Origin of the sequence: Actinoallomurus sp. NPDC050550 (assembly GCF_040655075.1) — a bacterium.
Lineage (GTDB): Bacteria > Actinomycetota > Actinomycetes > Streptosporangiales > Streptosporangiaceae > Actinoallomurus.
The window spans coordinates 1-26,195 of the sequence record NZ_JBFAJC010000032.1; the positions used below are offsets into that span (position 1 = coordinate 1).

The window sequence follows — 26,195 nt, forward strand, 5'->3', positions numbered from 1 at the left end:
TCATGGCCACATCTTCCCCCCAGCTCCGGCCTGGAGGCACTGACACTGCTGAGATCGCCTCCGGCCTTCCCCCAAGCTGCGCGGCCTCGGTGATGGCTGTATCACCCCTATGAGGGCGGAGCCGATGTCATCGCTTCGACCGTGCACGACCGGGATGTTCTGAAGGACCGCCACGCGGATTGGCTATCGGCCCACCCCGCAGGTCTGTAAACGCGAACATCAGCGCTTGGATACCGCAGCCGGGGTGATCCGCAGGCCTGCCCATCAAGGAGTCGCAGGTCTGATGGCCTTTGCTCCGGGTCCGCTTGCCACCGGATGCCGGGCCTCTCGCGGCACAGCGGCTGCTAACGCCTCTGCTGACTCGAACTAACAATGGTTCTGGACAGCCGTGGACGGACCTGGACCGCGCGGGCGTTCGGCAGCAGTTCAGCGGACGTTTGTGGACTGTCCTGGACATCTTCGATCTTGCTACGGATAGGACGGTGTACTGCTGAATTCGGCTGTTGATGGTCACCGCTCAGGGCGAAACAGATCTTGCTTGGTCACCCGCTTAATCTCGTCGGGGGCCTTCATGCGTCGAATCACGGCAGAGTAGCGAGGCGCCGGCCCATGAACGTTCCGGCCAGGCAGGCACGGGATATGCGCGGGATGAGCGTGCATCACGACGACACTGCGCTCGACGCCGGCCCAAGTCAGCGGGGGAGTGCGATGGAGATCGCCGACCCTCTGCAAAGCCTTCGGCATCTGGCTCCGAACATGACTGACCGAACGAGTCCTAGGCTCTACCCGTGTCCGATTACCAAGATCCTTTTACTGTCTGCTATCCCGCCCTTCTGCCCTGGGCGCAGCCTTCCCGGCAGGACGGTCTTCACCGTGCTGTGAGGACTGCCGTGGAACGCTCGCTTGTGGTGCTGTGGGGCGACATAGACCCGGAGAAACCGGCGACTGACGCCGACGTTCATTCGATCGTCGCCGCCTGTAACGCCTACATCCAGGGCTGGTTCGACGCCGTGATTCGGCCCGCTGCCCACTATCCCCTGAACAGCTGGGGATGGCCGTCCTCGTTGGGGGCGTGGCTGGATGCCTCCAGCAGCCACGGCCGGGGCCGGGCCTTCCGTCACACCATTGGCGAGAACCTTGACTTCTTCGCCAGATTCAGGTTCTGGCCCACGCTGGAGCTGGTGAGGTACGCCGAGTACGCCGCCCGGACAACGACGGGAACCCCCCGGCAGCGGGCTGCCGATGCTACCGCTGAGGCCCTGCGGTGGTCGTGGGCCCGGCGCGACATACGCGGCTGGGACGACGCCGAGTGGTACCAGTACCTCGAGGTGAACGAGCTGATTGGCTGGACAACGGCAGCGCTGCAACTTCCCGGGGTGAGGCCGTCCGAGGCTGCCGCCCGGGTGGAAGAGATCGCCGAGCAGAAGTGGGACGACTGGTCACAGTGGACGGCGGATGAACTGCCAGCACCGTTCATCGCCCAGGCAGCACAAGCCGTGGCGGACTGTGTGACGACAAGCGCGGCTACGTCTTCCTCGGCACCGCCACCGCAGCCGCCCTCGTCATCTGACTCCGAACATGATCGACCGGACGAGGCCTAGCTAGGCGCTGTTACCCGGGACCCCTACTCGCCGGCAGCCGCAGCCTGCCGGGAGCGCGGGTGACAGCAGCGCTGACAGCAACGGCAGCAACCAACGCCGACGGGCTTCCGTACATGGTCACCGAGTACATCCACGGCAAGTCCCTGGCCGACTATGTCGAGGCGGACGGGATTTTCCCCGCTGCGCCACTGCGGGCGCTGGCGGTCGGCATCGCGGCGGCGCTGTCAGCCATCCGTGCCGTACGGCTGGTCCACCGCGATCTCCAACCGTCCAACGTGTTGTTGTCGCAGAGCGGGCCGCGTGTCATCGACTTCGGTATCGCCCGCGCCCTGGACAGCACCGACAAGCACACCGCCACCGGCCTGATCGTCGGCAACCCGGGCTGGATCGCGCCCGAGCAGGTCTTCGACGGTGAGGTCTCCACGGCCGCGGATGTGTTCGCGTGGGGTGCGCTCATCGCCTTCGCCGCCACCGGAGCCAACCCCTATGGCACTGGCAACCTGATGGTCCTGGCCGCCCGTGCCGCCCAGGCCGGTCACCACCTGGATGGTGTTCCGCAGTAGCTGCGCGATCTGGTGGCCGCCACTCTCCACCCCGCACAGGCCGAACGCCCCACCGCCGCGGATCTCCTGACCGCTCTCACCGGCGGCACCCCAGAAACCGCCGTCACCCTGGTCACCCGGGAATGGACGGCCACGACACTGCCCGGCCTGCAGACCCCACTGACGAACCGCGACAGCGGCCGTCTACCGCAGCAGGCCCACCTGCCGGCTGTCTCCCACCTACCACAGCAGACCGGCCGACGGCGTCGGACCGGCCTCACGATCGCCTCCGTGCTGGCCGGCCTCGCGGTGATCGTCGCAGCGGCCGCTGTGGCGCTCTCCTTCAGCAGTCGCAACTCGCCCGCGCATTGGGCCGGCGCGAAGTACCGCCACCTGCCCAACCTCATGCACGGCATGCACGGCCTGAACAGAGTCAGCCGACACCGACCATCACAGCTGCCGAGACACTCAAAGCCGGACGCACGCGTTCGTCACACTCATGACGTGCTCAATCCGGTGGATCAATTCCGCCGCCCTGGCATCGGCCGCCCGCTTGTTGGTGTGTGAGGGTCCGCCTGAATGAATCCGGGCGCGTCTTCGCAGGTAGGAGCCGGAAACGGCGAAGGGCTCCGGCGCGAACCGGAGCCCCGACAGGGTCAAGGTGGCGGCGCAAGAACCGCCGCAGGTCACCCGACCCGCACGCCCTACGGGCTCGCGGCGTGGGCGCCGGTCCCTCCAGCCGCGCTGGTCGGGCGCCACCTACTGGCCGTCCAGGCCGCCGAGTCGGCTGTCCAGGTACTCGATCAACCGCACCTCACTGCGCCGCAGTGAATCCCGGCGTTCGACGCTCAGCGATGCCAACGGATCCACCAGCGTCCTGCGGCGTGGCACATGCACCATCGTCCCGGTGAAAATACGGCAGCTGGAGCACCAGCAGAACCCGACGCAGCGTTCGTAGAAGTCCGACTCCGGCGGATAGTAACGGTACTGGTAGGACCGTACCGGCGTGCCACACGCGACACAGACCCAGCGATCCCCTTCAAGAACGGTGTCCCAGTGGCTGACCTTCCGCCAGCGAGGACCGGACGATGCTCTTCAACTCGCCATGCGAGCATTCTGCACCACAAGCACCCCGAGATCACCACCGAACGTTCATGGCGTCGGCAACCGACTGCCGGCATCCGTCCTTGGGCGGTGGCCTCAGGCTCCGGGATGGCCGCACCGCGGGAGTCGAGCTAGGTGGTTGGTCGAGGTGGAAGTCTGGTCATCCCGCGCGCAACTCCCGGGTCGGCTCCTGGATTCGGTCTCGGTGGGGCCAGAGCGGTCAGGCTACGGGGCAGGGACCGGTGCTCGCACAGTGCTCGGCGATCTCGTCGCTCGTCGTCAGCCATACGCCCGGATGCCGGGCGATGTACTCGAGCGCCTGGTCGAGGTACTTTGCCCGGAACGCTTGGCCGATGACGAACGGGTGCAGCGCCAGCGCCATGACGCGGCCGCTCTCGGCGGACTCGGTGTAGAGCTGGTCGAATTGGTCCTTGACCATCTGCACGAAGTCGGTGCCGCTCATCCCGTGCATTGTGAAGATACCCAGGTCGTTGAGTTCGAGCGAGTACGGCACGCTGAGCATCCCCGGCACATTCAGCCGGTATGGCTGGTCGTCGTTGGTCCAGTCCAGCACGTAGTTCAGGCCGAGCTCGGCCAGCAGCGACGGCGTCTGGAACGTCTCGGTGAGCGCGGGCCCCAGCCAGCCGCGCGGTCGCCGCCCGGTGGCCTTCTCGATGGTCTGCACCACCTCGGTCAGGTAGGCGCGTTCGTCGTCTACGTCGGCCTGGAGCGTGGAGTTGTTCTTTCCGTGGGCGAGCCACGCCCAGCCGCGGGCGTTGCCCGCTTCGATGATCTGCGGATACCGCTCACACACGTCGGCGTTGAGCAACACGCTCGCCCGGATTCTGTGCCGGTCCAGGATCTCCGCGACGCGCCAGATCGCCACTCGCGGTCCGTAGTCGCGCCAGCCGTAGTTCAGCGGATCCGGCACGAGAGTCGCGGTCGCCTCGTTGATGCTGGTGGAGGGGCGGTCGATCGTGAAGTGCTCCACGTTCAGGCCCACGTAGCAGGCGACGCGGGCGCCGCCCGGCCAGCGGATCGGTTCCCGCCCGACGATCGGGCTGTAGTCGAACAGCTTGTTCTCCATGACGTTCCTCTCAGGTCGCTCACACGCCCCGGTGAAGGGGGGCCTGCCCATGACGGTAGGAATCCGAGGTGCGCGCAAGGAGGGCCGAACGCGCCATCGGGAGGACCGAACACGCCACCTGTGTTGCGACATGGCCTGGCTTCGTATGTCATGCAAAGGTGACGTCACGGTCCTCTAGCGACAAGCCGTCCAGAATGGCCAACGCGGTGCGAGGCGACGCGGTGAGTGACGCCGTGAAAGGCACCGTCTCACCCCATCTGACCCGCCTGCTGATCCGGGCGGGAATCGCGGCGGGACTGGACCGGTCGCAGGTGGCGCGCGTACCTGGTCTGGCCGTTTTGGAGGAGGACGGGATTCGCATCCCCACTGAAACCTGCCTACGGATCTGGGAGCTGGGCTCGCGTACGGCATGGGATGCGGGGGGCAGCAGGCGGGTGATGGAGCTGTGGCGGCCGGGTGCGCTCGGCGTGTGGGACTACCTGTTCTCGGTCTCCAGCACTCTCGGCGACGGATTGCGCGCGGCCAGCCGCCACCTGACGGCCATCGCCGACCCGGCCGACCAGCTCCCCGTTGTCCGCCACCACGGCGGGATGACGGTCAACTACCAGGGCCCTTACCACGACTGCCCGGCACACCCGCTGATCGCCGAGTTCGTCCCGTACATGCTGCTCATGGTGGCGAGTGCGGGGGCCGGCCGGCGGCTCACACCAGTGCGTGTACGCCTGCCGCACCGCCCGTCCACCCGGCCCGAGCGCCTGGCCGAGCTGTACAACACCAGGCGCATCGAAGTCGGAGCCGACCACCCGTCGATCACGTTCGCCGAGGTCGACGTCGACGCTCGCCTACCCGGCGCCGACCCTGCGCTCGCCGCGATCTTGGAGGATCACGCACGACTGTCCACCGCTGCCGCCCGCCCGGTACGGGGCTGGTTGGACCGGTTCCACGCCGCACTCGAGTCTGCGGTCGCTGACGGTCCGCCGGGCCTCGACCAGGTGGCGCAGCGGCTGGCCATGAGCCCCCGGACGCTCCAACGCCGCCTGCGTGAGGAGGGCACCAGTTGGCGGGAGGAACTGGAGCGGCTCCGCCAACGGCGCGTCGACCACCTGCTACGGGAGACCACGCTCAGCGTGGAATCCATCGCAGCGCGGGTCGGCTTCGGCGACGCCCGGGCCCTGCGGCGCGCCGTCCATCGGTGGCACGGCCACGGACCGGCCGCCGTCCGCGGGAGCGGCCCCACGTAGTCGCTCTAATAGCAGCACCCGCGCGGCGAGAGGCGCTGTTCGTCGGCGGCTCGATCGGTATGCCGACCATGGGCTGAAAGCTGAGCGCAGGCCAGGGCGGGTAGAACATCGGATGGAGTCGTGGGGTGTTGGCGAGTGGGGGCAGACCACTGGTTCGGATTGGCTCTGGGGCCGGGTTCGGGTCTGCCAACAGGATGGGGCCATGGCGACACAACGTGAGGCAGGCCCGGTATCGATCAAGGAAGCCTTGATCGCGCGTGAGTTCCAGCAGGTCGACGTGTTCACTCACGAGCCGTACCGGGGGAACCCGGTAGCGGTGGTGCTCGACGGGGAGGGGCTGTCGGCCGAGGAGATGCAGCGGTTCGCGCGGTGGACGAACTTGTCGGAGACGACTTTCGTGCTGCCTCCGACGACGCCGGACGCCGACTACCGGGTGCGGATCTTCACGCCGGCCAGGGAACTGCCCTTCGCGGGGCATCCGACGCTGGGGACCTGCCATGCATGGCTGTCGGCCACCGGTCACCCGCAGCATGATGTGGTCGTTCAGGAGTGCGGTGCGGGGCTGGTCACGGTGCGGCGGACCGGTGACGGGCTCGCCTTCGCCGCTCCGCCGCTCGTACGATCCGGCCCTGTCGATGAGGCGCTGGTCAAGAAGATCGCGGCGATGCTCGGTATCGGCCGCGACGAGATCGTGGACGCGCAGTGGGCCGACAACGGTCCTGGCTGGGTGGCGGTGCTGCTCGCCGACGCCGATGCCGTGCTCGCGCTGCGGCCGGGCGATGTCGGGACGCTGGACATCGGCGTGGCCGGGCTGTATCCCCCCGGCTCTCCTGCGGCGGTAGAGGTGCGGGCGTTCTTTCCGACGGACAGGGGTACGGCCGAGGACCCGGTGACCGGCAGCTTGAACGCCTCACTCGCCGAATGGCTGCTGCGCACCGGCCGGTTGACTGCGCCGTATGTGGCCCGCCAGGGCACCGTGCTCGGTCGCCAAGGACGGGTGCACGTCTCGGCGGACGGCGACGGTACGATCTGGGTCGGCGGTGGCACGATCACCTGCGTCTCCGGCCGAGTTGAGCTGTAGCGCGTCCTCACTTCCCGGCGCCACGCCTGTCATCAGCGGAAACTCGCACCCCACCGCCGTGGACGCAACCCGTAAGGCCGGGAGTGCCCTCAGTCTCTGGGGGGTTCAAGGGCTACCGGGCCTGGACCGTCGGGAGTCGGTGTTCGCGGTTCGCGCACGCCGGCTTGGCCGTCCTCATCGTTGCCCTCGTCGGTGATGTCCTCTGGGAGGAGTTCGGAACCAGGGGTTCGGTATTTCAACCGGCGGGCTACCTTCCGACGCTTGACCACATCGTCCTCCGCGACAGGTCCGTTGGATCAGCGACTCGACATTCGCTGCCCTGCATTTGCGGAACGCGTCAGGCTCTTCGGATGGTTCCGGCCCAATCGTTTTCATGATTCCCGGATTTCTGTGATTCCCCCCTTGACCACCGGCCCATCTGGCACGCCTGTGGCACGGGCGGGTCAGGCTGCGACTGCACCCCCAGGACGGAGACCCCATGGCATCTGCACCTCACCAACTGAACCAACTGGTCGTCATCACCGGCGGCCCTGGAGCGGGCAAGACGACTCTGGTCGACCTGCTTCGGGAGAACGGATTCGCCGGCGCGCCGGAAGCCGGGCGAGCGATCATCCAGGATCAGAGCGCCATCGGGGGGACGGGCCTGCCGTGGAGCGACACGGCGCTGTTCGCCGAGCTGATGCTGTCCTGGGACATCCGTTCCTACCGTTGGGCGCTGACGCAGCCGGGGCCGGTGTTCTTCGACCACGCCGTACCGTGCGTGGCCGGCTACTTCCGCCTGCTGGGCCTGGACGTGCCTGAGCATGTTGAAGCCGCGGTGGCGGCGTTCCCCTATCGCCCGCAGGTGTTCATCGCGCCGCCCTGGCCGGAGATCTATCGCACCGATGACGAACGCCACCAGAGCCTGGACGAGGCCCGGAGAACCTACGATGCCGTGGCCGAGACCTACGCGCAGTACGGCTACGACCTGGTCGAACTGCCCCGTGCCGATCCCTGCACGCGGATGCGGTTCGTGCTGCAACAGACCACCCACTGATCCGCAGCCCGGTCACGTCAGCCGCCGGCGCGGAACCGGGTGCGGTACGCGGCTGGGCTGAGGGTGAAGAAGTGCCGGAATCGGCGGCTGGCGTAGTTGGGGTCGTACCAGCCCACGAGCCTTCCGATCGCCGCGACGGGTAGGTCGGTCTCGATGAGGAGTGCCGCGGCGCGTTCGGCGCGTAGCCTGCCCAGATAGGTCATGGGCGGGATGCCGAGCTGTGCGGTGAACAGGCGTGCCAGGTAGGGCGGCGACACGCTCACGGTGGAGGCGAGTTCGTCCAGGTTCCAGGCGCGCTGGATGTCGTTCTCCAGCAGTTGCGCCGCGGCCACCACGGCGGGGTGGCTGTGGCCGGTTCGGTCGCCGGCGGGATCGGTGGAAAGGGATGCCGCCGTGCCGCCCAGCAGGCAGAGCAGTACCCCCGCCCGTACGGCATAGGCCGGTCCGGGATGGGTGGTCGGGTCGGGCTGACCTGCGGTTTCGGCCAGACTGGTTTCGACGATGCGCAGCGCGGTGGGGTCGAGTCGTAGCGGGTGACCGGAGTGGTGGCCGGATCGGCCGGCGGTGTGCAGGAGGCGGCCGAGGTGTGGGTCGGCGCGTATCCAGGCCAGTTCGCGCCGGAACACCTCCGGACCGACGTACATGTTGTAGACGGTCAGCCGGTCACAGTGGCGGTAGCCGTGCCAGTCGCCCGGGCGAAGCATCGTCACCGAGCCGCGGTCCAGGTCTCGTTCGCCCGCGGCCGTGACGTGCGTGGCGGTGCCGCCGGTGACCACGGCCAGTTCGATGAAGTCATGGCTGTGGGCCGAGGTGTCGCTCCGCAGCTCGAATCGCTCGGCGACGATGGGCGGCCCGTCCGGTGGGAAGACCTCCGCCAGTCGTACGCGATGCATCGGGCCTTCCTTCGACGGGTGCTCGTCAAGATTGTGCTACAGCTGGCGGGCTCTCGTGCTAGCCGCGTGGCAGAGGCGGCGGCGACAGTTGTCGAGACGGCAATCCCCAGAAGGCGAGGAAGACGCGCATGACTGTCACTGCCGAAAGCCCACGTACCACGCCGGAGAACCTTTCCGAGGACGTCGTGTCAGCATACCGACGTGATGGTTTCGTCCACCTGCCCGGAGTCATCTCCCGTGCGGATGCGGCCAGGTTCGCCGAAGCGGCGCTGGCGGCCCGGAACACCGTCCGGGACAACCACGACGGGATGATCTTCACGCAGCTCCTCCAGCTGTGGCGGCACGACGAGACGCTGCGCGAGATCACCCTGAACCCGGATCTGGCGGCCATCGCGACCCGGCTGGCGGGGATCCCGCTGCGGCTGTGGCACGACCAGCTGCTGATCAAGGAGCCGCACAACGGGGCCGCGACCGAGTTCCACCAGGACCAGCCGTACTGGCCGCACGCCGGCTCACGGCACGCGCTCTCGGCCTGGGTGGCGCTGGTGGACGTGCCGGTCGACCGTGGCTGCATGACGTTCATCCCGGGCTCCCAGCACCTGGACGGCCTGCGGTCGCAGGATCTGTCCGATCACGGCGACATGTTCACCGTGGCGCCCGAGCTGCAGTGGGAACAGCGCGTCACCGTTCCCCTGCGCGCGGGCGACTGCACGTTCCACAACTCCCGCCTCGCGCACAGCGCCACACCGAACTTCACCGACGACCCGCGTATCGCCCACGTCACCATCTACGTGGACGCGGACCTGACCTTCGCGGCCGAACCCGCGCACCCTGTCACCGACCCGCTCGCGCTGACCGTCGGCAGCCCCCTGCCCGACGAGCATTTCCCCTCCTTCGCCGACCAGGCCTCCGCGCAGCGGGATCGGAGTGAGGAGGGCTCCTGATAGAGGGCTCCTGATAGGGGAGCTCCTGATAGAGGGCTCCTGGTTGGGCGGTTCCGGGCATGCGGCAGGCCCGCACGACAGGAGACGTGCGGGCCTGCGGTCCGGAGATCAGCCGGTGTAGCTCGGGTCCTTGGCGACGCAACCGGGGGCCTTGACCGGGCACCCTCTCTTGTCGACACCCAGCCCCGGTCGGCCCGTCTTGCCGCGCGGGTCGGCGGGGTGCGACCCGGGGGCGGGGCGCGACGAGGGGTCGCGGTGCGACACCGGGTTGCTGTGCGCCGGCGGCTTGGGCGTGGTGGTGGCCTCGGCGGCGGCCAGTCCGGTGCCGGCCAGGCCGACGCCCAGCACGACGGCCGTGATGAGGGACTTCAGGCGCATCGATGTTCCTTTCGGTGGTTGTTTCAGCCCTTGACGACGACGGGTGTGCCGATCGTCAGGTTGTTGGCCATCCAGGTGATGTCGTCGTTGCTGACGCGCACGCAGCCGTGGCTGGCCTTGCCGCCCAGCGCCGATTCCTCGTTCGTGCCGTGGACGGCGAGTTGTCCGGGGCCCCCGGCGAACTTCTTGAGCGTGGGCGAGAAGCCGCTCAGCCCGAAGGCGTACGCCCCGTAGGCGCTGTGCGGGTTCGGCGGTTTGACCAGCTCGGTGAAGTAAAAGCGGCCGGCCGGAGTGGGTGTGCCGCCTTCGCCGGTGGCGACCTTTCCAGTGCGCAGCACCTTGCCGCCGTCGAAGACGGTGAACGTGAACGCCTTCGCGTCGATCTCCACCCGGTGGGTCGTCGACGACAGCGTGACGTCGGACGCCCTGACCCAGCCGGTGCTGCCGTTGGGCCGGATCGGCAGCAGCACCTTGAGCCAGTCGCCGTCCTTGCCGTCGACGAGGAAGACCCGGGTGGCGCCCATCTCGTTGGGGTTGGACAGCGTCTTCCAGACCGCACCGTCGCCCTTCTGCTCGTGCACGGCGATCCGGCGGCCGCGTACGGTCGCTATCTCCGCAGCACCCTGCTGTGTCTCCGCAGCGGCCGCCCGGCCCTCCGCCGTGGGCGAGCCGCCGCCCGATCTACCGTCATTCGCCGAGCCACAGCCGGCCGACCCGACGATCAGGCCGGCGGTGAGCAGGGCGCCGGTGTACGTCTTGAGGTGGCGCATGTCGCGAGATGCTGGCCGAGGAATGTGAAGAACCTGTGTGGCCGCTGTGATGATCTCGTGGTGCCGATCACGGTTCGCCTACGCTCGGGGCCATGTGCGCGGATGTCCTGGTCGCGGAGGACGATGTGAAACAGGCGGAGCTGCTGCGCCGCTACCTCCAGCGTGAGGGACACACGGTGCACGTCGTCCACGACGGGCGGGCCGCGATCGACGAGGCTCGCGCGCGAAACCCCGACCTCGTGCTGCTGGATGTGATGATGCCGGGCGTCGACGGGCTGGACGTGTGCCGCGTGCTGCGCGCCGAGTCCGGAGTGCCGGTGCTGATGCTGACCGCCCGCTCGACAGAGGACGACCTGCTGATCGGCCTCGACCTCGGCGCCGACGACTACGTCACCAAGCCGTACAGCCCGCGCGAGCTGATGGCCCGGGTCCGTACGCTGCTGCGGCGCACCCGGCGGGGGGACGACGAGCAGGTGTACCGGGTGGGCGGCATCACGGTGGATGCCGCGCGGCACACCGTCCTCGCAGACGGGCGCGAGGTCGAGTGCACGCCCGCGGAGTTCCGCATCCTGGAGGCACTGGCCGCGCGGCCGGAGCGGGTGTTCACCCGGGCGCAGCTGTTGGAGCACCTGCACGGCTTCGACCGCTTCATCACCGAGCGCACGGTCGACGTGCACGTGAAGAACCTGCGTAAGAAGATCGAGCCGCAGCCACGGCGGCCGGTTCGCCTGCGCACCGTGTACGGCGTCGGTTACAAGCTGGTCGACGACCGTGCGTCATAGCCTGCTCGTACGGCTGATCGCCGGCACGGTGCTGATCGCGGTCTGCTCGATCGTGGCGACCGCGTGGCTGGCCGCGCGCAGCACATCCGGTCAGATCCGGCATCAGCAGGGACAGACGCTCGCCAGCGACGCCCGCATCAACGACGCGCTGCTCGGCTACGCGGCGAGCCATCCGCGGTGGGACGGCGTCGAGGAGACCGTCCGTGACCTGGCCCGCCGGGGCGACCGGCGAATCGCGCTGGCCACCGAGAGCGGCACCCGGATCGCTGACTCGGCGACCGGGCGACCGCCGCTGCCCGCCCGCGCCTCGGCCGTCGTCGACCCGCTCGCCGTCGACGTGTCGCTGGTGCCCGGCGCGGCCACCGACCGGATCGACGCACGCGCGGTCGGGCCGTTCCGGCTGCCGGACTCCGAGCGCGTACGGCTGCGCAGGGAGGTCGACGCGCAGGCGGCCTGCCGACGCAGGCAGGGGGTGCGATCCGGAACGGTCCTCGTCGGCCCGGGCGGCCGCCCGTACATCCGGGAGGACGGCCAGGCCACCCGGACGCCGGACGCCGACCCTCGGCGACCACCCCTCGGCGCGCCGCCGCCGCGCACCGGTTCCACGCCGTCCGAGGCCGCCCGGCTGGTCGCCGGCGGAGCCGTACGGCCCGGCCGCGCGCCGCGTACGGCGATCGACGGGCGCGCCGCTTCGCTGACCGGCCGCGGAGCCGTACGGCCCGTCGGGAACACGGGAGCACGTTCGATCACGGATGTCGTCGCGCGGGCGAGGCTCGTCGGGCCCACCGTCCCGGCGTGTGCGGCGGATCCGTCGAATGTACCGGGTGCACCGGGTGCACCGGGTGCGTCGGGTTCGTTGCGCGCACCCGGGCCGACCGCCACCGAGAAACGCGCGCTCAAACAGCTCGCCGCCCTGGTCGCGCAGTGCATGCACCGACGGGTCGACGTGTGGCTGGACGAGACCGGCAAGCCGACCGCGTCCGCTTCGGCCGCGGAGTGCCTGGCCGGCGCGCGCCGCACCCAGCTGAAGCCGTACGTCGCGCCGGCCGCGCTGCTCTACATCGGCTCCCCGGATGATCGAACGCCCCGTATCGACCCGTACGGCATCGCAGGCGTCACCGCGGTGATCCTCGGACTGGCGGTGGCCGTCAGCGTGCTCGTCGCCACCCGGCTGGTGCGGCCGGTGCGGGCGGTGACCGCAGCGGCCCGGCGGATGCGGGCCGGCGACGGCTCGGCGCGGGTCATGGTGCGCGCCAAGGGCGAGGTCGGCGAGCTGGGCGCCGCCTTCAACGAGATGTCCGAGCACCTCGACCGCATGGAGCGGCAGCGCAAGGCCATGGTCAGCGACGTGTCGCACGAGTTGCGCACGCCGCTGAGCAATATCCTCGGCTGGCTGGAGGCCGCACAGGACGGCGTCGCCGAGCTGGACCCGGCGCTGACCGCCTCGCTGGTCGAGGAGGCCGTACTCCTGCGGCACATCATCGACGACCTGCAGCAACTCGCGCTCGCCGACGCGGGTCGGCTGCGTGTGCACCCTGAGCCGGTCGACGCCGCCGACCTGGTCGAGCAGATCGCCACCGTCCACCGCGCCGCGGCGGCGGCCGCCGGGCTGGCGCTGACCACCGAGGTACGAGGGACGCTGCGGCTGGACGCCGACCCGGTACGGCTGCGGCAGGCGGTCGGCAACCTGATCTCCAACGCGGTCCGCTACACACCGGCTGGCGGACGTGTGACGCTTCGCGCGTACGCCGACGGCGGTGACGTGCTGATCGAGGTGGCCGACACCGGGCCGGGGATCGCGCCGGAGCATCTGCCGTACGTCTTCGACCGGTTCTGGCGGGCCGAGAAGTCGCGCAGCCGGCAGACCGGCGGCAGCGGCCTGGGGCTGGCCATCGTCCGGCATCTCGCCGAGGCGCACGGCGGATCCGCCGCCGTGCGGAGCGAGCCGGGGCGTGGTGCGACGTTCACGCTCCGGCTGCCCGGGAGAACGAAGATCATCTGATCTCGAGGCGCCGGGCGCGGCCGGAAGCCGATTCTCGCGGCGCCGCTCAGCCGGGCAGGGCCGCCGAGACCAGCCGGCGGATCGCATTCAGGTCGACGTGCTCGGCCAGGGCCGTGTCCTCGGGCACGTCCTTGATCGCCTCGTCGACGTTGAGCAACGTGCGGAACAGCCGCGGCAGCACGGTCCGGCCGAGCAGGTCCTCCGCGAGTGCCGCGCTGCCGGCCTGGTCCATCGCGTACCGCTCGGCGAGGTAGACGCTCAGTCGCTCGTACGTGCTGGTGAATATGGCGTCGAAGTAGGCGTTCGAGCTGCCGGGCAGCCGTTCGGCCTCGGCGATGCTCAGCCGGCAGGTCCGTACCTGAGGCTCCCACGCCATCAGCTGCAGGAACCGCCCGCAGAACAGCGTCACCGCCTCTGCGGGGTCCTCGGCGTACGCGTCAGGGGTCTTCAGCCTGCCCAGGTACAGCTCGCGGACGAGGTCCAGGACCGCCAGGAACAGCTTGTCCTTGCTCTCGAAGTGGGCGTACAGCGACCGCTTGGACGTCCCGGCGCGTGCCGCGACGGTGTCCATCGACGCCCGTTCATAACCCGTCTCGAGGAACACGTCCTTGGCCACGAACAGGATGTGGCGGCGCAGTTCCTCGCCGCGCCGCTGTTCACCGCGCCGCCGCGGTTCGCCGTCCTGTCTCATCGGCTTGCAACTCCAAAAGTAAACGGTACGGTAGAGTTTACTTGTGCGGCGATCCCCGACCCACGTGCTTGGAGAGTGCTCATGATCGTCATCACCGCCCCTACCGGAAACATCGGACACCAGGTTCTCGACAAGGTCCTCGCCGGTGACCAGCCGGTCCGCGTGATCGTGCGCGACCCGGCCAAGCTGTCCACCGACGTCCGTGACCGGGTCGAGGTCATCCAAGGCTCGCACGGCGATCCGCAGGTCGTCACACGCGCCTTCGACGGTGCCGACGCCGTGTTCTGGCTGTTGCCGGCCGACCGTCAGGCCGCCAGCGCCGACGAGGCCTACGCCGGCTTCACGCGCCCCGCGGCCGAGGCGATGCGCGGCCAGGGCGTCAAGCGCGTCGTGGACGTCAGCGCCCTGGGCCGCAACACCCCCTACGCCGGCCGGGCCGGGCACGTGACCGCGTCGCTGGCCATGGACGACCTGATCGCCGGCACCGGCGTGGCGTTCCGAGCGCTGGCCGCGCCCACGTTCATGGACAACGTGCTCCGGCAAGTCGGGGTGATCAAAGAGCAGGGCATGTTCTTCGGCCCCAACTCCTCCGACCTCGAACTGCCCACCGTCGCCACCCGCGACATCGCCGCCGTCGCCGCCCGCCTGCTGCTCGACAGCACGTGGACCGGTCAGGAGGAGGTCCCGGTCCTCGGCCCCGAGGACCTGTCCAGCAATGACATGGCCGCCGTCATCTCCGAGGTGCTCGGGACCCGGGTGAAGTATCAGCAGGTCCCCGGCCATGCGTTCAAGGATCGGATCACCGGGTCCGGCGCGTCGGAAGGCATGGCCCAGGCCATGCTGGACATGGCGACCGCCAAGGAGAACGGCCTGGACAAGGGCATCGCCCGTACGCCGCAGCACGCGATCGACACCCCCACGACGTTCCGGCAGTGGTGCGAGGAAACCCTCAGGCCCGCGGTGCAGGCCACCTGACAGGAACGCGTCCCGAGCCGGCCGATGAGTTTCGTCGTCCACGGGGGTCTGTACGGCGAGCACAAGACCCGGAGGCCGGAGGTCGGCCCGGAAGGGATCGCATCATGGGACAGCCAGTCGTGCACTTCGAGATCATCGGCAACGATCCGGCGAAGCTGCGGAGCTTCTACACGGGCCTGTTCGAGTGGGAGTTCGCCGTCGAGGATGCCGCCACCGAGACGGTCTCCCGGCCGGGACACTACGGGTTCGTCGACGGGAGTACGACCGGCGGCGGGATCAACGGCGGTGTCGGAGGCGGCGAGGGGTACGAGGGGCGTGTCCTGTTCTACGTAGGCGTCCCCGACGTCGAGGCCGCGCTCCAGAAGGCCGAAAGCCTCGGCGGAATACGCCGGATGGGCCCCGAGGGCACCCCCGGAACCCTCGTGGTCGGGCAGTTCACCGACCCCGAGGGCAACCTGATCGGCGTGGCCGGTACGCGGTAGCCCGAGGGACTCATCCAGGCCCGGTCGGCTAGGGCTTCCGAGCCACCCCGGCCCACAGCGGCACCTTCCACGGCCCTACGGCGCCCTCCGGCGGCCGCCAGCCCGGCGGCGACACGATCCCGGGCTCGACGATGTCCAGGCCGTCGAACAGGGCGGTGACCTCCGCCTGAGTACGCGGGCGGGCCCGCTGTGCGGCGTTGGCGTTCCACATCTCGTACGCCTTTTTGACGGCAGGGCCGCCGATCTCGTCCGTCGCGTGCGTCAGGGCCAGATAGCTGCCGGACGGCACCGCGTCCAGCAGCCTCGACACGATGAAGGCGGCGTCACTGTGGTCGTTGATGAAATGCAGGAGGCTCATCAGCAGGATCGCCACCGGACGGCTGAAGTCCAGTGTGTTCGCCGCCTCGGCGAGGATCCGGCCGGGCTCACGCAGGTCCGCGTCCAGGTAGGCGCAGGCGCCCTCCGGATTCGAGGCGAGCAGCGCGCGGGCGTGGACGAGCACGACCGGGTCGTTGTCGACGTAGACGACACGGGTGTCCGGGGCGATGCTCTGGGCGACCTGATGGGTGTTCGGCGCGGTGGGGAGGCCGGTCCCGATGTCGAGAAACTGGCGAATCCCGGCTGTCTCCGCAAGGAATGCCACGCTCCGGTGCATGAATTCGCGGTCCGCGCGCGTTGTCGTTACGACGTGCGGAAACGTCTGGGCGATCTGGTCGCCGAGGGCGCGATCCGCTTCGTAATTATCTTTACCGCCGAGCCAATAGTCCCAGACGCGCGCCGAGTGCGGCCGACTGGTATCGATCCGTTCCGCCGCGGCCGTAAAGTTGTCGCTGGTCATGACGACTCACCTGCCCCTGTCGCGCTGCCGAACCCGTAGCTGTTCATGCCGGTTTCCAACTTGTCGCTCAACGCCCCCCGGGCTTGACGACCCTTCGCGGTCGCGACGCCGGGGCGCACACGCACACGTACGGGGGCATTCGTACCTTCGCCGCATTTCGCCGAACTAGCGCTTGACCATATCAGGCAAAGCCGGTCATCCCGCGGCCGTTCAAGTGTTCCGATGCGCTCAGTAATTCCGGATATCGTACTTATATTCGATAGTCTCTGTGGCGGAATCTGGCATCATTGTTATCCTTGACGGCAATCCGCGAGTGAGATGTCATCCCGCCGCGTGTGATCACCTACGGCTCCCCGGACCCCAGGACAGGCCGCACGGTCGTGGCTGCCGCCGGTCGGCTCAGGGCCCGTACGCCGGGATTCCGGCGAGTTCGGCGGGCGGCGGGCCCGGGTGGAGGATGCCGAGGCGCTGGGTGGCGCGAGTGAGGGCGACGTACAGGTCGTTCCGGCCGCGTGGGGAGGCGGCGAGGACGGCCGCGGGGTCGGCGATGAGGACCGAGTCGAACTCCAGCCCCTTCGCCTGGCGGACGGTCAGCACCACGACCTGGCGCTCCAGGTCGGGGTCGGCGCCGTAGGCCATGCCGGAGACGACGGTCGCGACGGCGGCGGCCAGCTCCGTGAGGCGGGCGTCCGGGACGATCACGGCCAGCCGGCCCTCGGTCAGGGACGCCGCCTCCCGCGCGGTGTGCTCGGCCAGGACACGCGGAAGGTCGGCCGGGGCGGTCGTGAGGCGCCAGGGCGGCACGCCCGTCTCCCGTACCGAGCGTGGCGGGTCCAGAGCGGGGTCGAGGGCGGTGAGCAGGTCGGCGGTGGCGGCCATGATCTCGGTCGGGGTGCGGTAGTTGACGGTCAGCTGCGCCAGGCGCCACCGGTCGCCGACGAGGGGCTGGAGCACCCGGCTCCACGAGGACGTGCCGGCCGCGTCGCCGGTCTGCGCCACGTCGCCCACGATCGTCATCGAGCGGGTCGGGCAGCGCCGCATGAGCAGCCGCCAGGCCATCTCCGACAGCTCCTGCGCCTCGTCCACGATCACGTGCCCGAACGCCCAGGTACGGTCGGCGGCGGCCCGCTCGGCCACGGTGCGGTGGGTCACGACCTCCTGCCGTTCGGCCAGTTCCTCCGCGCCCAGCAGGTCGGCGGCGGTGAGGATCTCGGATTCCTCGCCTTCCTCCAGGTCGCTGGACCGGGAGCCGACCGAGATTTCCAGCACGCCCTGCGCGTAGGCGATCTCCTCGCGACGCTCGGCCCTCGCCCGCGCCCGGGCGGCCGCCTGCGCGGTGGCCTCCCGGTCGTCCTCGCCCAGCAGTTCGGCCGCCTCGTCCAGCAGCGGTACGTCCGCCGGGCTCCAGCCGCCGCCCGGGGTGCGCAGCAGCAGCCCGCGCTCCGCCTCGGCGAGCTCAGGCGCGGCTGAGGCGAGCCGCTGCGGATCGGCGAACAGATCCTCCAGCAGCCCCTGCGGCGTCAAGGTCGGCCACAGCTCGTGGAGGGCGGCCCGTACGCCCGGGCCGGCGGCGAGTTCCCGGCGCAGCTCGGCCAGGTCGGCCTCGTCGAGCAGCGACCGTGCCTCCCCGGCGTCGACGAAGGGATCGGCGCGCAGCAGTTCCTCGGGATATCCGGCGGCGAGCAGGGCCTTCACGTCCGCTTCGCCGAGCCCGCCCCGTCCATCGCCGTCGAGCGGCTCCCCGCTGTCGTCGAGCACGACGGCCTCCAGCCGCTCGGCGACCTGCCGGGTGAGGACGTCGAGGACCTCGCGGACGAAGACCCGCCGTGCCTGGTTGTGCAACACCGGCCCGCTCAGCGCCGTTTCCGCGGCGCGCCGGTAGTCCTCTTCCTCCAGCCGCAGCGTCTCGTCGCCGTACGGGATCTCGACCGGACCGCCGGGCGCGGCCTGCCGGTCCCGTACGGCCGCCGCCACGACGTCGGCCATCATCGCCCTGCCCTTGATCTCCGCGGTCGCCGACGGCTCGGCGCGTCGCGCCGTGACCGCGGGGAACAGCCCGCCGACCGTCGACAGCACCACACTGGTCTCGCCGAGGCCGGGCAGCACCTGGCCGATGTACCGCAGGAAGGTGGCGTTCGGGCCCACCACCAGGACGCCGCGCTCCGCCAGGTGCCGGTGGGTGTACAGGAGGTACGCCGCGCGGTGCAGTGCGACGGCGGTCTTTCCGGTGCCGGGCCCGCCCTGCACCACCAGCAGCCCCCGGTGGTCGGAACGGATGATCTCATCCTGCTCGGCCTGGAGGGTCTCGACGATGTCCCGCATCCGGCCCGTACGCCCGGCGTTGACCGCCGCGAGCAGCGCCGCCTCGCCGATCAGCGCCTCCTCGCCGGCGTCGTCGCTCAGGACCGCGCTGTCCAGAACCTCATCGTCCAGGCTCACGATCCTGCGGTCGCGCGTGGTGATGTGACGACGGCGCCGTACGCCCTCCGGCGCGGCGGCCGTGGCCACGTAGAACGGGCGCGCGGCCGGGGCCCGCCAGTCGATCAGCAGCGGGTCGCCGTCGTCGGAGTCGTCGAAGACACCGATCCGCCCGATGTAGTGCCGCCCGCCGTCGCGCAGATCGAGCCGGCCGAAGCAGAGGCCGTTCTCGGCCGCGTCGAACCTCGCCACCCGGTCGGCGTACCGGCCGACCGAGGCCTCCCGCTCGACGCGCGCCTGCCGGGTCCCGCCGTTCTCCCGCAGGACGCCGGCCAGCCGCTCGGACGCCTGTTCCCGCAGGTCATCGACCCGCCGATAAAGCATCGCGACGTATTCCTGTTCACGCTCGAGCTCGCCGTTGGACAATTGCGCCCCTCTTTGGTAAAATGAATTAAGAACTGCTGTGATTATCGAAGTGAAGACAATTCGATAACCAGGGTAGTTCTTTTTTTGTTCCCATGCGACGGCCTCGCCCCGTACGTTGCGGGGGTTCGTCGACCTGGGCCCCAGCGTGCCTCGCGAGATCTCCGAGAAACAGTCTTGTTCTTCTCCGCCGTGTCAGCCGCCACGCTGAACCGCAGGTCACCGCAGAGAATCGTCACCAGCTCGACACCAGTGCACGACGGCCCGGCGTACGAGGTCCGATGGGCAGGTCACACCTGACCGGCCGACGCTCGGGTTGCACCTGCGAAGATCTTGATCGTAGATTGGGATCACTCTGAACCGGCACTCCCTCGAAACAGAGCCGCAGAACGGGAGTCCCGCCTCGGGTCCACGAGGTGATGGAGGGGCGGCACCGAATTCGTCCCTGCACAGAGAGATTCTCATGGACATCGGCCTTGGCCTGCCCATCACCGACCCCGCAGCCCTACTCGACTGGGCACGGCGCGCCGACGCCGGCCCCTTCACCACCATCGGCCTGCTCGACCGACTGGTCTACGACAATCCGGAACCGCTCGTCACCCTGGCCGTGATCGCCGGCGCGACCACTCGTGTTCGCGTACAGACCGAGGTGCTCCTCGCACCCCTGCGCGACCCCGTCCTCCTGGCCAAGCAGGCCGCCACCCTCGACCGCCTGTCCGGCGGCCGCCTGGTCCTCGGCCTCGGCGTCGGCGGCCGCGCCGACGACCACGCCGCCTCCGGCACCGACCTGCGAACCCGCGGCCGACGGCTCGACGAACAGATGGCCGTCATGCGCCGCCTGTGGGCAGGCGAGCCGTACAGTGACGAGGCCGGCCCGATCGGACCCGCGCCCGCCCGTCCCGGCGGCCCGCAGGTGCTGTTCGGCGGCTTCCAGCCGGCCGCCCTCGAACGCGTCGCCCGCTGGGGCGACGGCTTCCTGGCCGCCGCCCCGGCGTCCCGGGCCGGTGGCCTCATCGACACCGTACGGAGGGCGTGGACGGACCACGGCCGCGACGGCTCACCGCGCATCGTCACCCAGGTCAACGTCGCCCTCGGCCCGCCCACGGTGATCGAGGACGCCCGAGCGTCCATCGGCGCCTATTACGCGTTCACCGGCCGCGCCGAACACATGGTCGACGGCATGCTCACCACCGCCGACCAGATCCGCGACGCGATCACCCAGTTCGCCGATCTGGGCGCCGACGAGGTCATGCTCTACTGCCATGGCCGCGACCCAGACCAGGCCGACCGCCTCGCCGACATCATCGCCTAAAATCGCACATCCGGCGGGTGCGCTCGGCGCGTGACTTCGCGAACGAGTCGGTCGTCGTGTGGTGGCCTTCGACCGACCCAAGTGATCGAAACGCCGCGCGATGGCCGACTCATCCGCCTCAAAGCCCGTGGGCGACGGGCTCGCCGTGCTCGAGGTAGCGAGTACTGCCGTCGTGCCGGGCGGCATGACCGTGGACGATACGTCGAGCCAGGCGAGCGATGGTCAATTCGTTCACCCGCGCCACGTCGTGGAATTCGTAGGCGGTGAGTTCGTCCGGCGCGAGCTCGATCTTCTCCCGGTACGCGAGACCCAATACACCTCCGTCGAACAGAAAGAGGAGTTTGTCGCCTTCGGCCTGGTTGGGTGCCCAGTCGGCGACGAGCAACCGGCCGATGGGCGGGCTGATACCGAGTTCTTCGCGTACCTCACGGGCGGCCGCCTCGGTCGGACGGGGCGCGATCGTCGAGCGGAAGCTCTGGATCGAAGTCGATCCGTCAGGTGCCTCGTTCGTGTGGCGACAGGTCGACCAGGCCCACCACGCGGTCGACGATCCAGCCGGTGCGGCGGCTCAGATCGCCGAGTACCTGAGGCGCCACGAGCCGCGGTCCGACGAGCGTTGATGACTCCCGATGCGGTCAGGGTGCTGCGGGGGCGGTTTCCGGGGTTGGTGTTCTGGTTCGGCTCGCACAGCGGTGTGTGGTGGGCGCTGATTCCTCCGCCCGCTGGCTGGCGGCTGGTCGAGGCGGCCGATCCCGAGGAACTGACCCAGGCCGTGATCAAGGCGCAGTCGTGGCCCTGGCCATCGCCGCGTCAGGGCGCGCGCTGGACGCTGGGTATCGACGCGCGGCCGCGGATGCCGTGCAGGGGATACCTCAGAAGTACGACGAGGGTCGTTCCTGAGCGGGACGCCGATGTGCGGTCCCGCCGTCCATAGTCGGTGGCATGCGAAAGATGATCTCGGTGGGGGCCGTGGTCGCGATGCTGTCGGCCGTTCCCGTCCACGCGACGCCGGCGGCCGGGACCAGGTTCCTGTCGGCCGGGCACGCGGCGTCGGCCGCCAGGCCCCGGTCCGCACCGGCGATGCCGACGAGTGCGGTGAAGGTTCGGCTGCCCACGCCCACCGGGCCGTACGCGGTGGGTGCGACGTCTCTGCATCTCGTCGACCGGTCACGGCCTGACCCGTGGCGGCCGGCCGAGCGCCGTGAGCTGATGGTCAGTGTCTTCTATCCCGCCTCACGGGTCACCGGCCGCCCGGTCGCACCGCAGATGGCGTCCGGAGAGGCGCAGGGGTTCGACGCGTTCGCGGGTCCCTCGAACTACGGCGTCGAGCCGGGCACGGTGGACTGGGCGGCGACGCGTACCCATGCGCACCTGGACGCCCCGGCCGTACGGGGGCCGCGCCCGGTCGTGCTGTACTCGCCCGGCGTTGCCGACCCGCGCACCTGGAACACCGCGCTGGTCGAGCAGCTCGCCTCGGCCGGGTACGTCGTCGTCGCCATCGACCACACCTACGAGGCGTCGGCGGTGGAGTTCCCGGGTCACCGGATCGCCCGTACGGTGCTGCCGGAACGTCTCGCCGAGGCCCAGCGCGACGGCACGCTGGTTCAGCTTCAGAAACAGGTCGTCGCCGTGCGGGTCGCCGACACCCGGTTCGTGCTCGGCGCGCTGGCGGCACTCCACGCGGGGAGCGATCCGGACGCCGATCATCGTCGGCCGCCCCGGAACCTCGCGGCGGCGTTGGACCTGCGGCGGATCGGCATGCTCGGCACCTCGGGCGGGGGCTTCACCGCGGCGCAGGCGATGTACGAGGACGCGCGGATCAGGGCGGGCGTCGACCTGGACGGCACGCTCGGGTTCGGGGAGGATCCGGCCCACCTGGAGCTCTCGCCGGTGGCCGAGCACGGCCTCGACCGGCCGTTCCTGCTCATGGGCAGTGCCGGACCGGGCGGCAGCGACCACCGGACGGAGTCGTCGTGGAGGTCGTTCTGGGCGCACGGCCGGGGCTGGCGGGCGGATCTGACGCTGCGCGGCTCCCGGCACGGGTCGTACACCGACGCCGAGGCGATCCTCCCGCAGTTGCGCGGTCGCGTTCCCGACAAGACGATCGGCGATGACGTCGGCACGGTCGATCCCGCACGCGCGATCACCGCGGAACGCGCCTACGTCTCGTCCTTCTTCGACCGCTGGCTGCGCCGCAAGGATGACGGGCTCCTCGACGGCGCTTCATCCCGGTATCCCGAGATCGAATTCATCCGCTGACCGTCCCCGCGGAACGGCGCAATGCCCTCGTGGAACGAACGATCCCGCTTTATACGACGGAGCAGCCCCTGGCCGCCGAACAGCGCGTGGTGGCCGGATGGCTGGAATGGTGCCATGAGAGGAACGTCGGCCAGGCCCTGGACGTCCTCGCGGCCAATGCCATCCGCAACGGTGCTCACGCGGTAGTGGGAGTGCGTATCGAGCCCGACCGGTCGTCCGCCGGTGGCAGCTTCTACATCGCGTACGGGACGGCGGTCGTCTTCGGCTGAGTCGGCCGCCGAGACGGTGATTTTCCCGCCGATGGTGTCGCCCACCGCCCGGAGCGGTGGGCGACAGCCTCTCACCGCCGCTCGGTCCGCCCGAGGACGTCGTCGCGCACCGGGCCGTAGACGAACTCCCCTGTCGCCTCGATGAAGTCGTACGGGAAGCCGGGCTCGATCCGGCTCACCTCGTCCAGGCGGCGCAGGACCTCCTCGGGGAGGCGCAGGTCCAGTGCCGTGAGGTTGGCGGTCAGCTGGTCGAGGTTTCGGGCGCCGAGGATGGGGTGCACCCACGGGCGGTGCGCCATGGTCCAGGCGATCGCCACCTCCGACGAGCTGACGCCCAGGCTGTCGGCGGCGGCGTCGACCTCCCGCGCCACGCGCAGGTCGTGCTCGGACAGCTCCTCGCGGCTCTTCCGCGTCGGCTCCGTGGTCTGCGATCGCGTGAACTTCCCCGTGAGCGCACCGCCGGCGAGCGGCGACCACGCGGCGACGGACAGTTCCAGGGCGTCGGCCATCGGCAGCAGCTCGCGCTCGATGTCGCGCTGCACCAGGCTGTACGGCAGTTGCAGGCCGGTGAACGGCGTCAGGCCGCGGGTCTCCGCGAGGGTGTTCGCGCGGGCGACCGCCCATGCCGGCGCGTCGGAGATCCCGAGATAGAGCACCTTGCCCGCGCGGACCGTGTCATCGAGGGCCCGCATCGTCTCCTCGAGAGGCGTGCGCGCGTCCCAGATATGCACCCACAGCAGGTCGATGTAGTCGGTTCGCAGGCGCCGGAGACTCTGGTCGAGCGAGCGCGTCAGGCTCTTGCGGTGGTTTCCCGAGGCGTTCGGGTCGGAACCGTCGAGCGTCAGCGTGTACTTCGTGGACAGCACGAAGTGGTCGCGGTCCGACCCGAGCAGCTCACCGACGATGCGCTCGCTCGCGCCGTCGGTGTAGTTGTTCGCGGTGTCGATCACATTGCCGCCGGCCTCCGCGTACGCGGTGAGCATCTTCCGGCAGTCCTCCGCGGCCGCTCCCCATCCCCAGTTGTCGCCGAACGTCATGGTCCCGAGGAACGCCTCGGACACCCGCAGACCACTGCGGCCGAAGATCCGATATTTCACTGTCTCTCCCTACTGACCGTCGATGGCTCGGACCATACATACCGTCTAGACACTGTGTCTAGACGGCTTATTCCCTAGACTCGGCCCATGGTGAGAGAGGAACCTTCGAGCCCGCGCCGCTCCCGGCGGTCACCTCCTGCCGGGGGTGACGACCGCGACATCCGTACGGTGATCCTCGACACCACCCGTGAGCTGCTGAACGACCGGAGGCTGGACGAGATCGCGGTGGCCGACATCCTGGCCGCCGCCCAGATCTCCCGCGGCAGCTTCTACTTCTACTTCGAGAGCAAGCACGACGTGCTCGCCGAACTGGTCCATCGAGCCGTGGGACAGGGACACGCGGCGGCGCGACCGTGGTTGCGGCACGACGGCGAGGACGAGCGGTACGCCACCGTGCGCCACGGCATCAGCGAGGGCGCCCGCCTCTGGCGCGAGCAGGCCCCCGTCCTGCGCGCGATCGTGGAGAACTGGCGCAGCGACCCGAAGCTGACCGAGCTGTGGCTCCACCAGATGAACGGCTACACGGAGGCCACGAAGGCGCGCATCGAGCAGGACGGCGCACCCGGGACGGCCGACCCCCAGATGCTCGCCTCCGCCCTCACCTGGCTGGGAGAACGCCTCTACTACCTCGCGGCCGCGGGCGTTGCGCCCTTCGACGACGAAGAGGCCCTCGTCGACGTGCTGACCTACATCTGGATGAAGACGCTGTACGCCTAAGAGCCTGCGGTCCCACCGGAGCCGCGGCGGTCGCCGCCGAACAGCACCAGGATCAGCGGCACCGCCACGAGTGCGCAGGATCCAGCAGCCAGGGCCGGGTATCCACCGGCGGACAGGATGAGGGTGGACGCCAGGCTCGCGGCGGCGGCGATGCTCCACACCGTCGCGTCGACGGCGCCCTCGACGCGGGCCCGTTCCCCGGCAGGCAGGTCGCGGGCGAGGAGGCCGCTGCCGCCGACGAAGCACAGGTTCCACCCGTAGCCGAGAAGGAAGAGGGCCCCGGCCAGGGGCGCGGTGTCGCCGCCGGGGACGGCGGCGGCGAGCAGCGCGGCGAGCGCGAGGGACAGCAGGCCGGCGAGCATGACGGGCCGGGCGCCGACGCGGTCGAACAGCCGTCCCGTCAGTGGCGACAGCGCGAACATGCCGAGCGTGTGCATGGCCAGGGTCACGCCCACCGCGCTCAGCCCGTGACCGTGCCGGTGCATGTCCATCGGTGTCGCGGTCATGACGGCGACCATGACGACCTGCGCCGTGACCATGACCGCCAGCGCGGATCGGGCGGTGGGCGTTCGCACCAGGTCGCGGAGCGGCACGGGGGAGGCGGCGGCCGGTGCGCGGCGAGAGGGGGCTCCGGTGGCGGCGATCGCCGCGACCAATGTGGCGACGGCCGCGACCAGGAACGGCCCGGCCATGGCGGGGCCGCCGAGTCGGCTCGCGGCGGCGCTCGACGGGTCGAGCAGCAGCGGGCCGCCGACCGCGCCGATCGTGCCGGCCCAGATGACCGTGCCGATGGCGTATCCGCGCCGGTGCGCCGGGTACAGCTCGGCGGCCCCGTAGCGGGACAGCTGGGCTCCGGCGTTGCCGAGGCCGAGCACCAGCATGCCGATCGTCAGGGCGAGAATGTCCCCGGCGGCCACCGCGACGACCGCGAGAGCGGCGCCGAGCGCGGCCGCCCCGTACCCGAGGACCAGTCCGGCACGCCGCCCGCGGCGTGCCGTCAGCCAGGTCAGGGCGAGCGCGCCGACGCCCGTTCCGACGACGCCGGCGGTGTTCGGCACGGCGCCCCAGCGCATGCCGAGCCGATCGCCGGCCACGATCGTGCTCATGGCGCTCGCCATGGCCATCGCCGCGTTCATCAGGGCGGCACCGGAGAAGAAGGCCGCCATGGCGCGTCCGCGGCGTACCGCGATTTCCGGGGGGTTCGCGACAGGGGTCGTACGCATGCCACAACGTTAGAAACCCACACCTTCGAA

Annotated in this window: 27 protein-coding genes; 16 read left to right on the forward strand and 11 right to left on the reverse strand. The window is 69.9% G+C overall.

Going from position 1 to position 26,195, the window contains the following annotated elements; genetic code table 11:
- The first annotated feature begins 890 nt into the window (after positions 1-890).
- Genes AB0I04_RS34505 through AB0I04_RS34515 form a run of 3 tightly spaced genes read left to right on the forward strand, consistent with a single transcriptional unit; the run spans position 891 to position 2,710 of the window.
- On the forward strand, positions 891-1,601 hold the full coding sequence (locus AB0I04_RS34505; protein WP_360894215.1) for a hypothetical protein: 711 nt from the start codon (positions 891-893) through the stop codon (positions 1,599-1,601).
- 59 nt (positions 1,602-1,660) lie between these two features.
- A complete protein-coding gene (locus AB0I04_RS34510) occupies positions 1,661-2,164 on the forward strand; it encodes a protein kinase (protein ID WP_360894218.1) in 504 nt (167 codons plus the stop codon).
- Positions 2,165-2,176: 12 nt separating this feature from the next.
- Positions 2,177-2,710, forward strand: a complete 534-nt coding sequence (locus tag AB0I04_RS34515) for a hypothetical protein (RefSeq protein ID WP_360894221.1) — start codon at positions 2,177-2,179, stop codon at positions 2,708-2,710.
- Positions 2,711-2,902: 192 nt separating this feature from the next.
- Here the strand turns inward: AB0I04_RS34515 and AB0I04_RS34520 are convergent, their stop codons facing one another.
- Both AB0I04_RS34520 and AB0I04_RS34525 read right to left on the reverse strand, forming a co-directional pair.
- Positions 2,903-3,034 carry a hypothetical protein gene (locus AB0I04_RS34520; protein ID WP_360894224.1) on the reverse strand — a complete coding sequence of 44 codons (132 nt, stop codon included), beginning with the start codon at positions 3,032-3,034 and terminating at the stop codon, positions 2,903-2,905.
- Positions 3,035-3,467: 433 nt separating this feature from the next.
- A complete protein-coding gene (locus AB0I04_RS34525; protein ID WP_360894227.1) occupies positions 3,468-4,334 on the reverse strand; it encodes a polysaccharide deacetylase family protein in 867 nt (288 codons plus the stop codon).
- Positions 4,335-4,555: 221 nt separating this feature from the next.
- On the opposite strand from AB0I04_RS34525, the gene AB0I04_RS34530 reads away from it, so the two are divergent.
- The 3 genes from AB0I04_RS34530 to AB0I04_RS34540 all read left to right on the forward strand — a co-directional run bounded on the left by AB0I04_RS34530 (position 4,556) and on the right by AB0I04_RS34540 (position 7,692).
- Positions 4,556-5,575 (forward strand): helix-turn-helix domain-containing protein, encoded by a 1,020-nt coding sequence (locus AB0I04_RS34530; RefSeq protein WP_360894230.1) that lies wholly within the window; start codon positions 4,556-4,558, stop codon positions 5,573-5,575.
- 202 nt (positions 5,576-5,777) lie between these two features.
- The gene (locus AB0I04_RS34535; protein ID WP_360894233.1) at positions 5,778-6,656 is read left to right on the forward strand and encodes a PhzF family phenazine biosynthesis protein; all 879 of its coding nucleotides are present in this window, start codon (positions 5,778-5,780) and stop codon (positions 6,654-6,656) included.
- A gap of 499 nt (positions 6,657-7,155) precedes the next feature.
- Positions 7,156-7,692 carry an AAA family ATPase gene (locus AB0I04_RS34540; protein WP_360894528.1) on the forward strand — a complete coding sequence of 179 codons (537 nt, stop codon included), beginning with the start codon at positions 7,156-7,158 and terminating at the stop codon, positions 7,690-7,692.
- 17 nt (positions 7,693-7,709) lie between these two features.
- Here AB0I04_RS34540 and AB0I04_RS34545 read toward each other — a convergent pair whose 3' ends face one another.
- Positions 7,710-8,585 carry an AraC family transcriptional regulator gene (locus tag AB0I04_RS34545; protein WP_360894236.1) on the reverse strand — a complete coding sequence of 292 codons (876 nt, stop codon included), beginning with the start codon at positions 8,583-8,585 and terminating at the stop codon, positions 7,710-7,712.
- A gap of 185 nt (positions 8,586-8,770) precedes the next feature.
- Here AB0I04_RS34545 and AB0I04_RS34550 point away from each other — a divergent pair, with 185 nt between their 5' ends.
- A complete protein-coding gene (locus AB0I04_RS34550; RefSeq protein WP_360894238.1) occupies positions 8,771-9,529 on the forward strand; it encodes a phytanoyl-CoA dioxygenase family protein in 759 nt (252 codons plus the stop codon).
- 108 nt (positions 9,530-9,637) lie between these two features.
- Here AB0I04_RS34550 and AB0I04_RS34555 read toward each other — a convergent pair whose 3' ends face one another.
- Both AB0I04_RS34555 and AB0I04_RS34560 read right to left on the reverse strand, forming a co-directional pair.
- On the reverse strand, positions 9,638-9,907 hold the full coding sequence (locus tag AB0I04_RS34555; protein ID WP_360894241.1) for a hypothetical protein: 270 nt from the start codon (positions 9,905-9,907) through the stop codon (positions 9,638-9,640).
- A gap of 23 nt (positions 9,908-9,930) precedes the next feature.
- Positions 9,931-10,677 (reverse strand): L,D-transpeptidase, encoded by a 747-nt coding sequence (locus AB0I04_RS34560; protein WP_360894244.1) that lies wholly within the window; start codon positions 10,675-10,677, stop codon positions 9,931-9,933.
- Positions 10,678-10,769: 92 nt separating this feature from the next.
- On the opposite strand from AB0I04_RS34560, the gene AB0I04_RS34565 reads away from it, so the two are divergent.
- Both AB0I04_RS34565 and AB0I04_RS34570 read left to right on the forward strand, forming a co-directional pair.
- Positions 10,770-11,459, forward strand: a complete 690-nt coding sequence (locus AB0I04_RS34565; protein ID WP_360894247.1) for a response regulator transcription factor — start codon at positions 10,770-10,772, stop codon at positions 11,457-11,459.
- The gene (locus AB0I04_RS34570) at positions 11,449-13,461 is read left to right on the forward strand and encodes an ATP-binding protein (protein WP_360894250.1); all 2,013 of its coding nucleotides are present in this window, start codon (positions 11,449-11,451) and stop codon (positions 13,459-13,461) included. Before AB0I04_RS34565 ends, AB0I04_RS34570 begins: the two co-directional genes overlap by 11 nt.
- Positions 13,462-13,507: 46 nt before the next feature.
- On the opposite strand, the gene AB0I04_RS34575 is transcribed toward AB0I04_RS34570, so the two are convergent.
- On the reverse strand, positions 13,508-14,152 hold the full coding sequence (locus AB0I04_RS34575) for a helix-turn-helix domain-containing protein (RefSeq protein WP_360894253.1): 645 nt from the start codon (positions 14,150-14,152) through the stop codon (positions 13,508-13,510).
- An 81-nt stretch (positions 14,153-14,233) separates the two neighbouring features.
- Here AB0I04_RS34575 and AB0I04_RS34580 point away from each other — a divergent pair, with 81 nt between their 5' ends.
- On the forward strand, positions 14,234-15,127 hold the full coding sequence (locus AB0I04_RS34580) for an NAD(P)H-binding protein (protein ID WP_360894256.1): 894 nt from the start codon (positions 14,234-14,236) through the stop codon (positions 15,125-15,127).
- 104 nt (positions 15,128-15,231) lie between these two features.
- Positions 15,232-15,609 carry a VOC family protein gene (locus AB0I04_RS34585; RefSeq protein ID WP_360894259.1) on the forward strand — a complete coding sequence of 126 codons (378 nt, stop codon included), beginning with the start codon at positions 15,232-15,234 and terminating at the stop codon, positions 15,607-15,609.
- Positions 15,610-15,637: 28 nt separating this feature from the next.
- On the opposite strand, the gene AB0I04_RS34590 is transcribed toward AB0I04_RS34585, so the two are convergent.
- Entirely contained in the window at positions 15,638-16,447 is an 810-nt protein-coding gene (locus AB0I04_RS34590) for an SAM-dependent methyltransferase (protein ID WP_360894262.1), read from the reverse strand.
- 399 nt (positions 16,448-16,846) lie between these two features.
- The gene (locus AB0I04_RS34595; RefSeq protein ID WP_360894265.1) at positions 16,847-19,291 is read right to left on the reverse strand and encodes an ATP-binding domain-containing protein; all 2,445 of its coding nucleotides are present in this window, start codon (positions 19,289-19,291) and stop codon (positions 16,847-16,849) included.
- A 460-nt stretch (positions 19,292-19,751) separates the two neighbouring features.
- On the opposite strand from AB0I04_RS34595, the gene AB0I04_RS34600 reads away from it, so the two are divergent.
- Positions 19,752-20,600, forward strand: coding sequence for an LLM class flavin-dependent oxidoreductase (locus AB0I04_RS34600; RefSeq protein ID WP_360894268.1), 849 nt, complete (start codon positions 19,752-19,754; stop codon positions 20,598-20,600).
- A 118-nt stretch (positions 20,601-20,718) separates the two neighbouring features.
- Here the strand turns inward: AB0I04_RS34600 and AB0I04_RS34605 are convergent, their stop codons facing one another.
- Complete coding sequence (locus AB0I04_RS34605; RefSeq protein WP_360894531.1) at positions 20,719-21,081, reverse strand: NUDIX hydrolase; 363 nt, start codon at positions 21,079-21,081, stop codon at positions 20,719-20,721.
- 138 nt (positions 21,082-21,219) lie between these two features.
- Here AB0I04_RS34605 and AB0I04_RS34610 point away from each other — a divergent pair, with 138 nt between their 5' ends.
- From AB0I04_RS34610 to AB0I04_RS34620, 3 genes are read left to right on the forward strand one after another with little or no spacing between them, the layout of a single operon-like run.
- Positions 21,220-21,534, forward strand: coding sequence for a hypothetical protein (locus AB0I04_RS34610; protein ID WP_360894271.1), 315 nt, complete (start codon positions 21,220-21,222; stop codon positions 21,532-21,534).
- A gap of 8 nt (positions 21,535-21,542) precedes the next feature.
- On the forward strand, positions 21,543-22,859 hold the full coding sequence (locus AB0I04_RS34615) for a lipase (protein WP_360894274.1): 1,317 nt from the start codon (positions 21,543-21,545) through the stop codon (positions 22,857-22,859).
- Positions 22,860-22,888: 29 nt separating this feature from the next.
- Complete coding sequence (locus tag AB0I04_RS34620) at positions 22,889-23,128, forward strand: heavy metal-binding domain-containing protein (protein ID WP_360894277.1); 240 nt, start codon at positions 22,889-22,891, stop codon at positions 23,126-23,128.
- Between the two features lie 71 nt (positions 23,129-23,199).
- Here the strand turns inward: AB0I04_RS34620 and AB0I04_RS34625 are convergent, their stop codons facing one another.
- On the reverse strand, positions 23,200-24,225 hold the full coding sequence (locus AB0I04_RS34625) for an aldo/keto reductase (RefSeq protein ID WP_360894280.1): 1,026 nt from the start codon (positions 24,223-24,225) through the stop codon (positions 23,200-23,202).
- An 87-nt stretch (positions 24,226-24,312) separates the two neighbouring features.
- On the opposite strand from AB0I04_RS34625, the gene AB0I04_RS34630 reads away from it, so the two are divergent.
- Positions 24,313-24,942 (forward strand): TetR/AcrR family transcriptional regulator, encoded by a 630-nt coding sequence (locus tag AB0I04_RS34630; RefSeq protein WP_360894283.1) that lies wholly within the window; start codon positions 24,313-24,315, stop codon positions 24,940-24,942.
- On the opposite strand, the gene AB0I04_RS34635 is transcribed toward AB0I04_RS34630, so the two are convergent.
- Positions 24,939-26,165, reverse strand: a complete 1,227-nt coding sequence (locus AB0I04_RS34635) for an MFS transporter (RefSeq protein WP_360894286.1) — start codon at positions 26,163-26,165, stop codon at positions 24,939-24,941. The two genes, AB0I04_RS34630 and AB0I04_RS34635, sit on opposite strands and share 4 nt — an antisense overlap.
- Positions 26,166-26,195: the final 30 nt, after the last annotated feature.

What these genes read in the sequence shown, in the direction of transcription:
- AB0I04_RS34525 (WP_360894227.1), bottom strand. Translation starts at nt 4,334, where the DNA reads ATGGAGAACAAGCTGTTCGACTACAGCCCGATCGTCGGGCGGGAACCG.
- AB0I04_RS34535 (WP_360894233.1), top strand. Translation starts at nt 5,778, where the DNA reads ATGGCGACACAACGTGAGGCAGGCCCGGTATCGATCAAGGAAGCCTTG.
- AB0I04_RS34545 (WP_360894236.1), bottom strand. Translation starts at nt 8,585, where the DNA reads ATGCATCGCGTACGACTGGCGGAGGTCTTCCCACCGGACGGGCCGCCC.
- AB0I04_RS34555 (WP_360894241.1), bottom strand. Translation starts at nt 9,907, where the DNA reads ATGCGCCTGAAGTCCCTCATCACGGCCGTCGTGCTGGGCGTCGGCCTG.
- AB0I04_RS34560 (WP_360894244.1), bottom strand. Translation starts at nt 10,677, where the DNA reads ATGCGCCACCTCAAGACGTACACCGGCGCCCTGCTCACCGCCGGCCTG.
- AB0I04_RS34565 (WP_360894247.1), top strand. Translation starts at nt 10,770, where the DNA reads ATGTGCGCGGATGTCCTGGTCGCGGAGGACGATGTGAAACAGGCGGAG.
- AB0I04_RS34575 (WP_360894253.1), bottom strand. Translation starts at nt 14,152, where the DNA reads ATGAGACAGGACGGCGAACCGCGGCGGCGCGGTGAACAGCGGCGCGGC.
- AB0I04_RS34580 (WP_360894256.1), top strand. Translation starts at nt 14,234, where the DNA reads ATGATCGTCATCACCGCCCCTACCGGAAACATCGGACACCAGGTTCTC.
- AB0I04_RS34585 (WP_360894259.1), top strand. Translation starts at nt 15,232, where the DNA reads ATGGGACAGCCAGTCGTGCACTTCGAGATCATCGGCAACGATCCGGCG.
- AB0I04_RS34590 (WP_360894262.1), bottom strand. Translation starts at nt 16,447, where the DNA reads ATGACCAGCGACAACTTTACGGCCGCGGCGGAACGGATCGATACCAGT.
- AB0I04_RS34600 (WP_360894268.1), top strand. Translation starts at nt 19,752, where the DNA reads ATGGACATCGGCCTTGGCCTGCCCATCACCGACCCCGCAGCCCTACTC.
- AB0I04_RS34610 (WP_360894271.1), top strand. Translation starts at nt 21,220, where the DNA reads ATGACTCCCGATGCGGTCAGGGTGCTGCGGGGGCGGTTTCCGGGGTTG.
- AB0I04_RS34615 (WP_360894274.1), top strand. Translation starts at nt 21,543, where the DNA reads ATGCGAAAGATGATCTCGGTGGGGGCCGTGGTCGCGATGCTGTCGGCC.
- AB0I04_RS34630 (WP_360894283.1), top strand. Translation starts at nt 24,313, where the DNA reads ATGGTGAGAGAGGAACCTTCGAGCCCGCGCCGCTCCCGGCGGTCACCT.
- AB0I04_RS34635 (WP_360894286.1), bottom strand. Translation starts at nt 26,165, where the DNA reads ATGCGTACGACCCCTGTCGCGAACCCCCCGGAAATCGCGGTACGCCGC.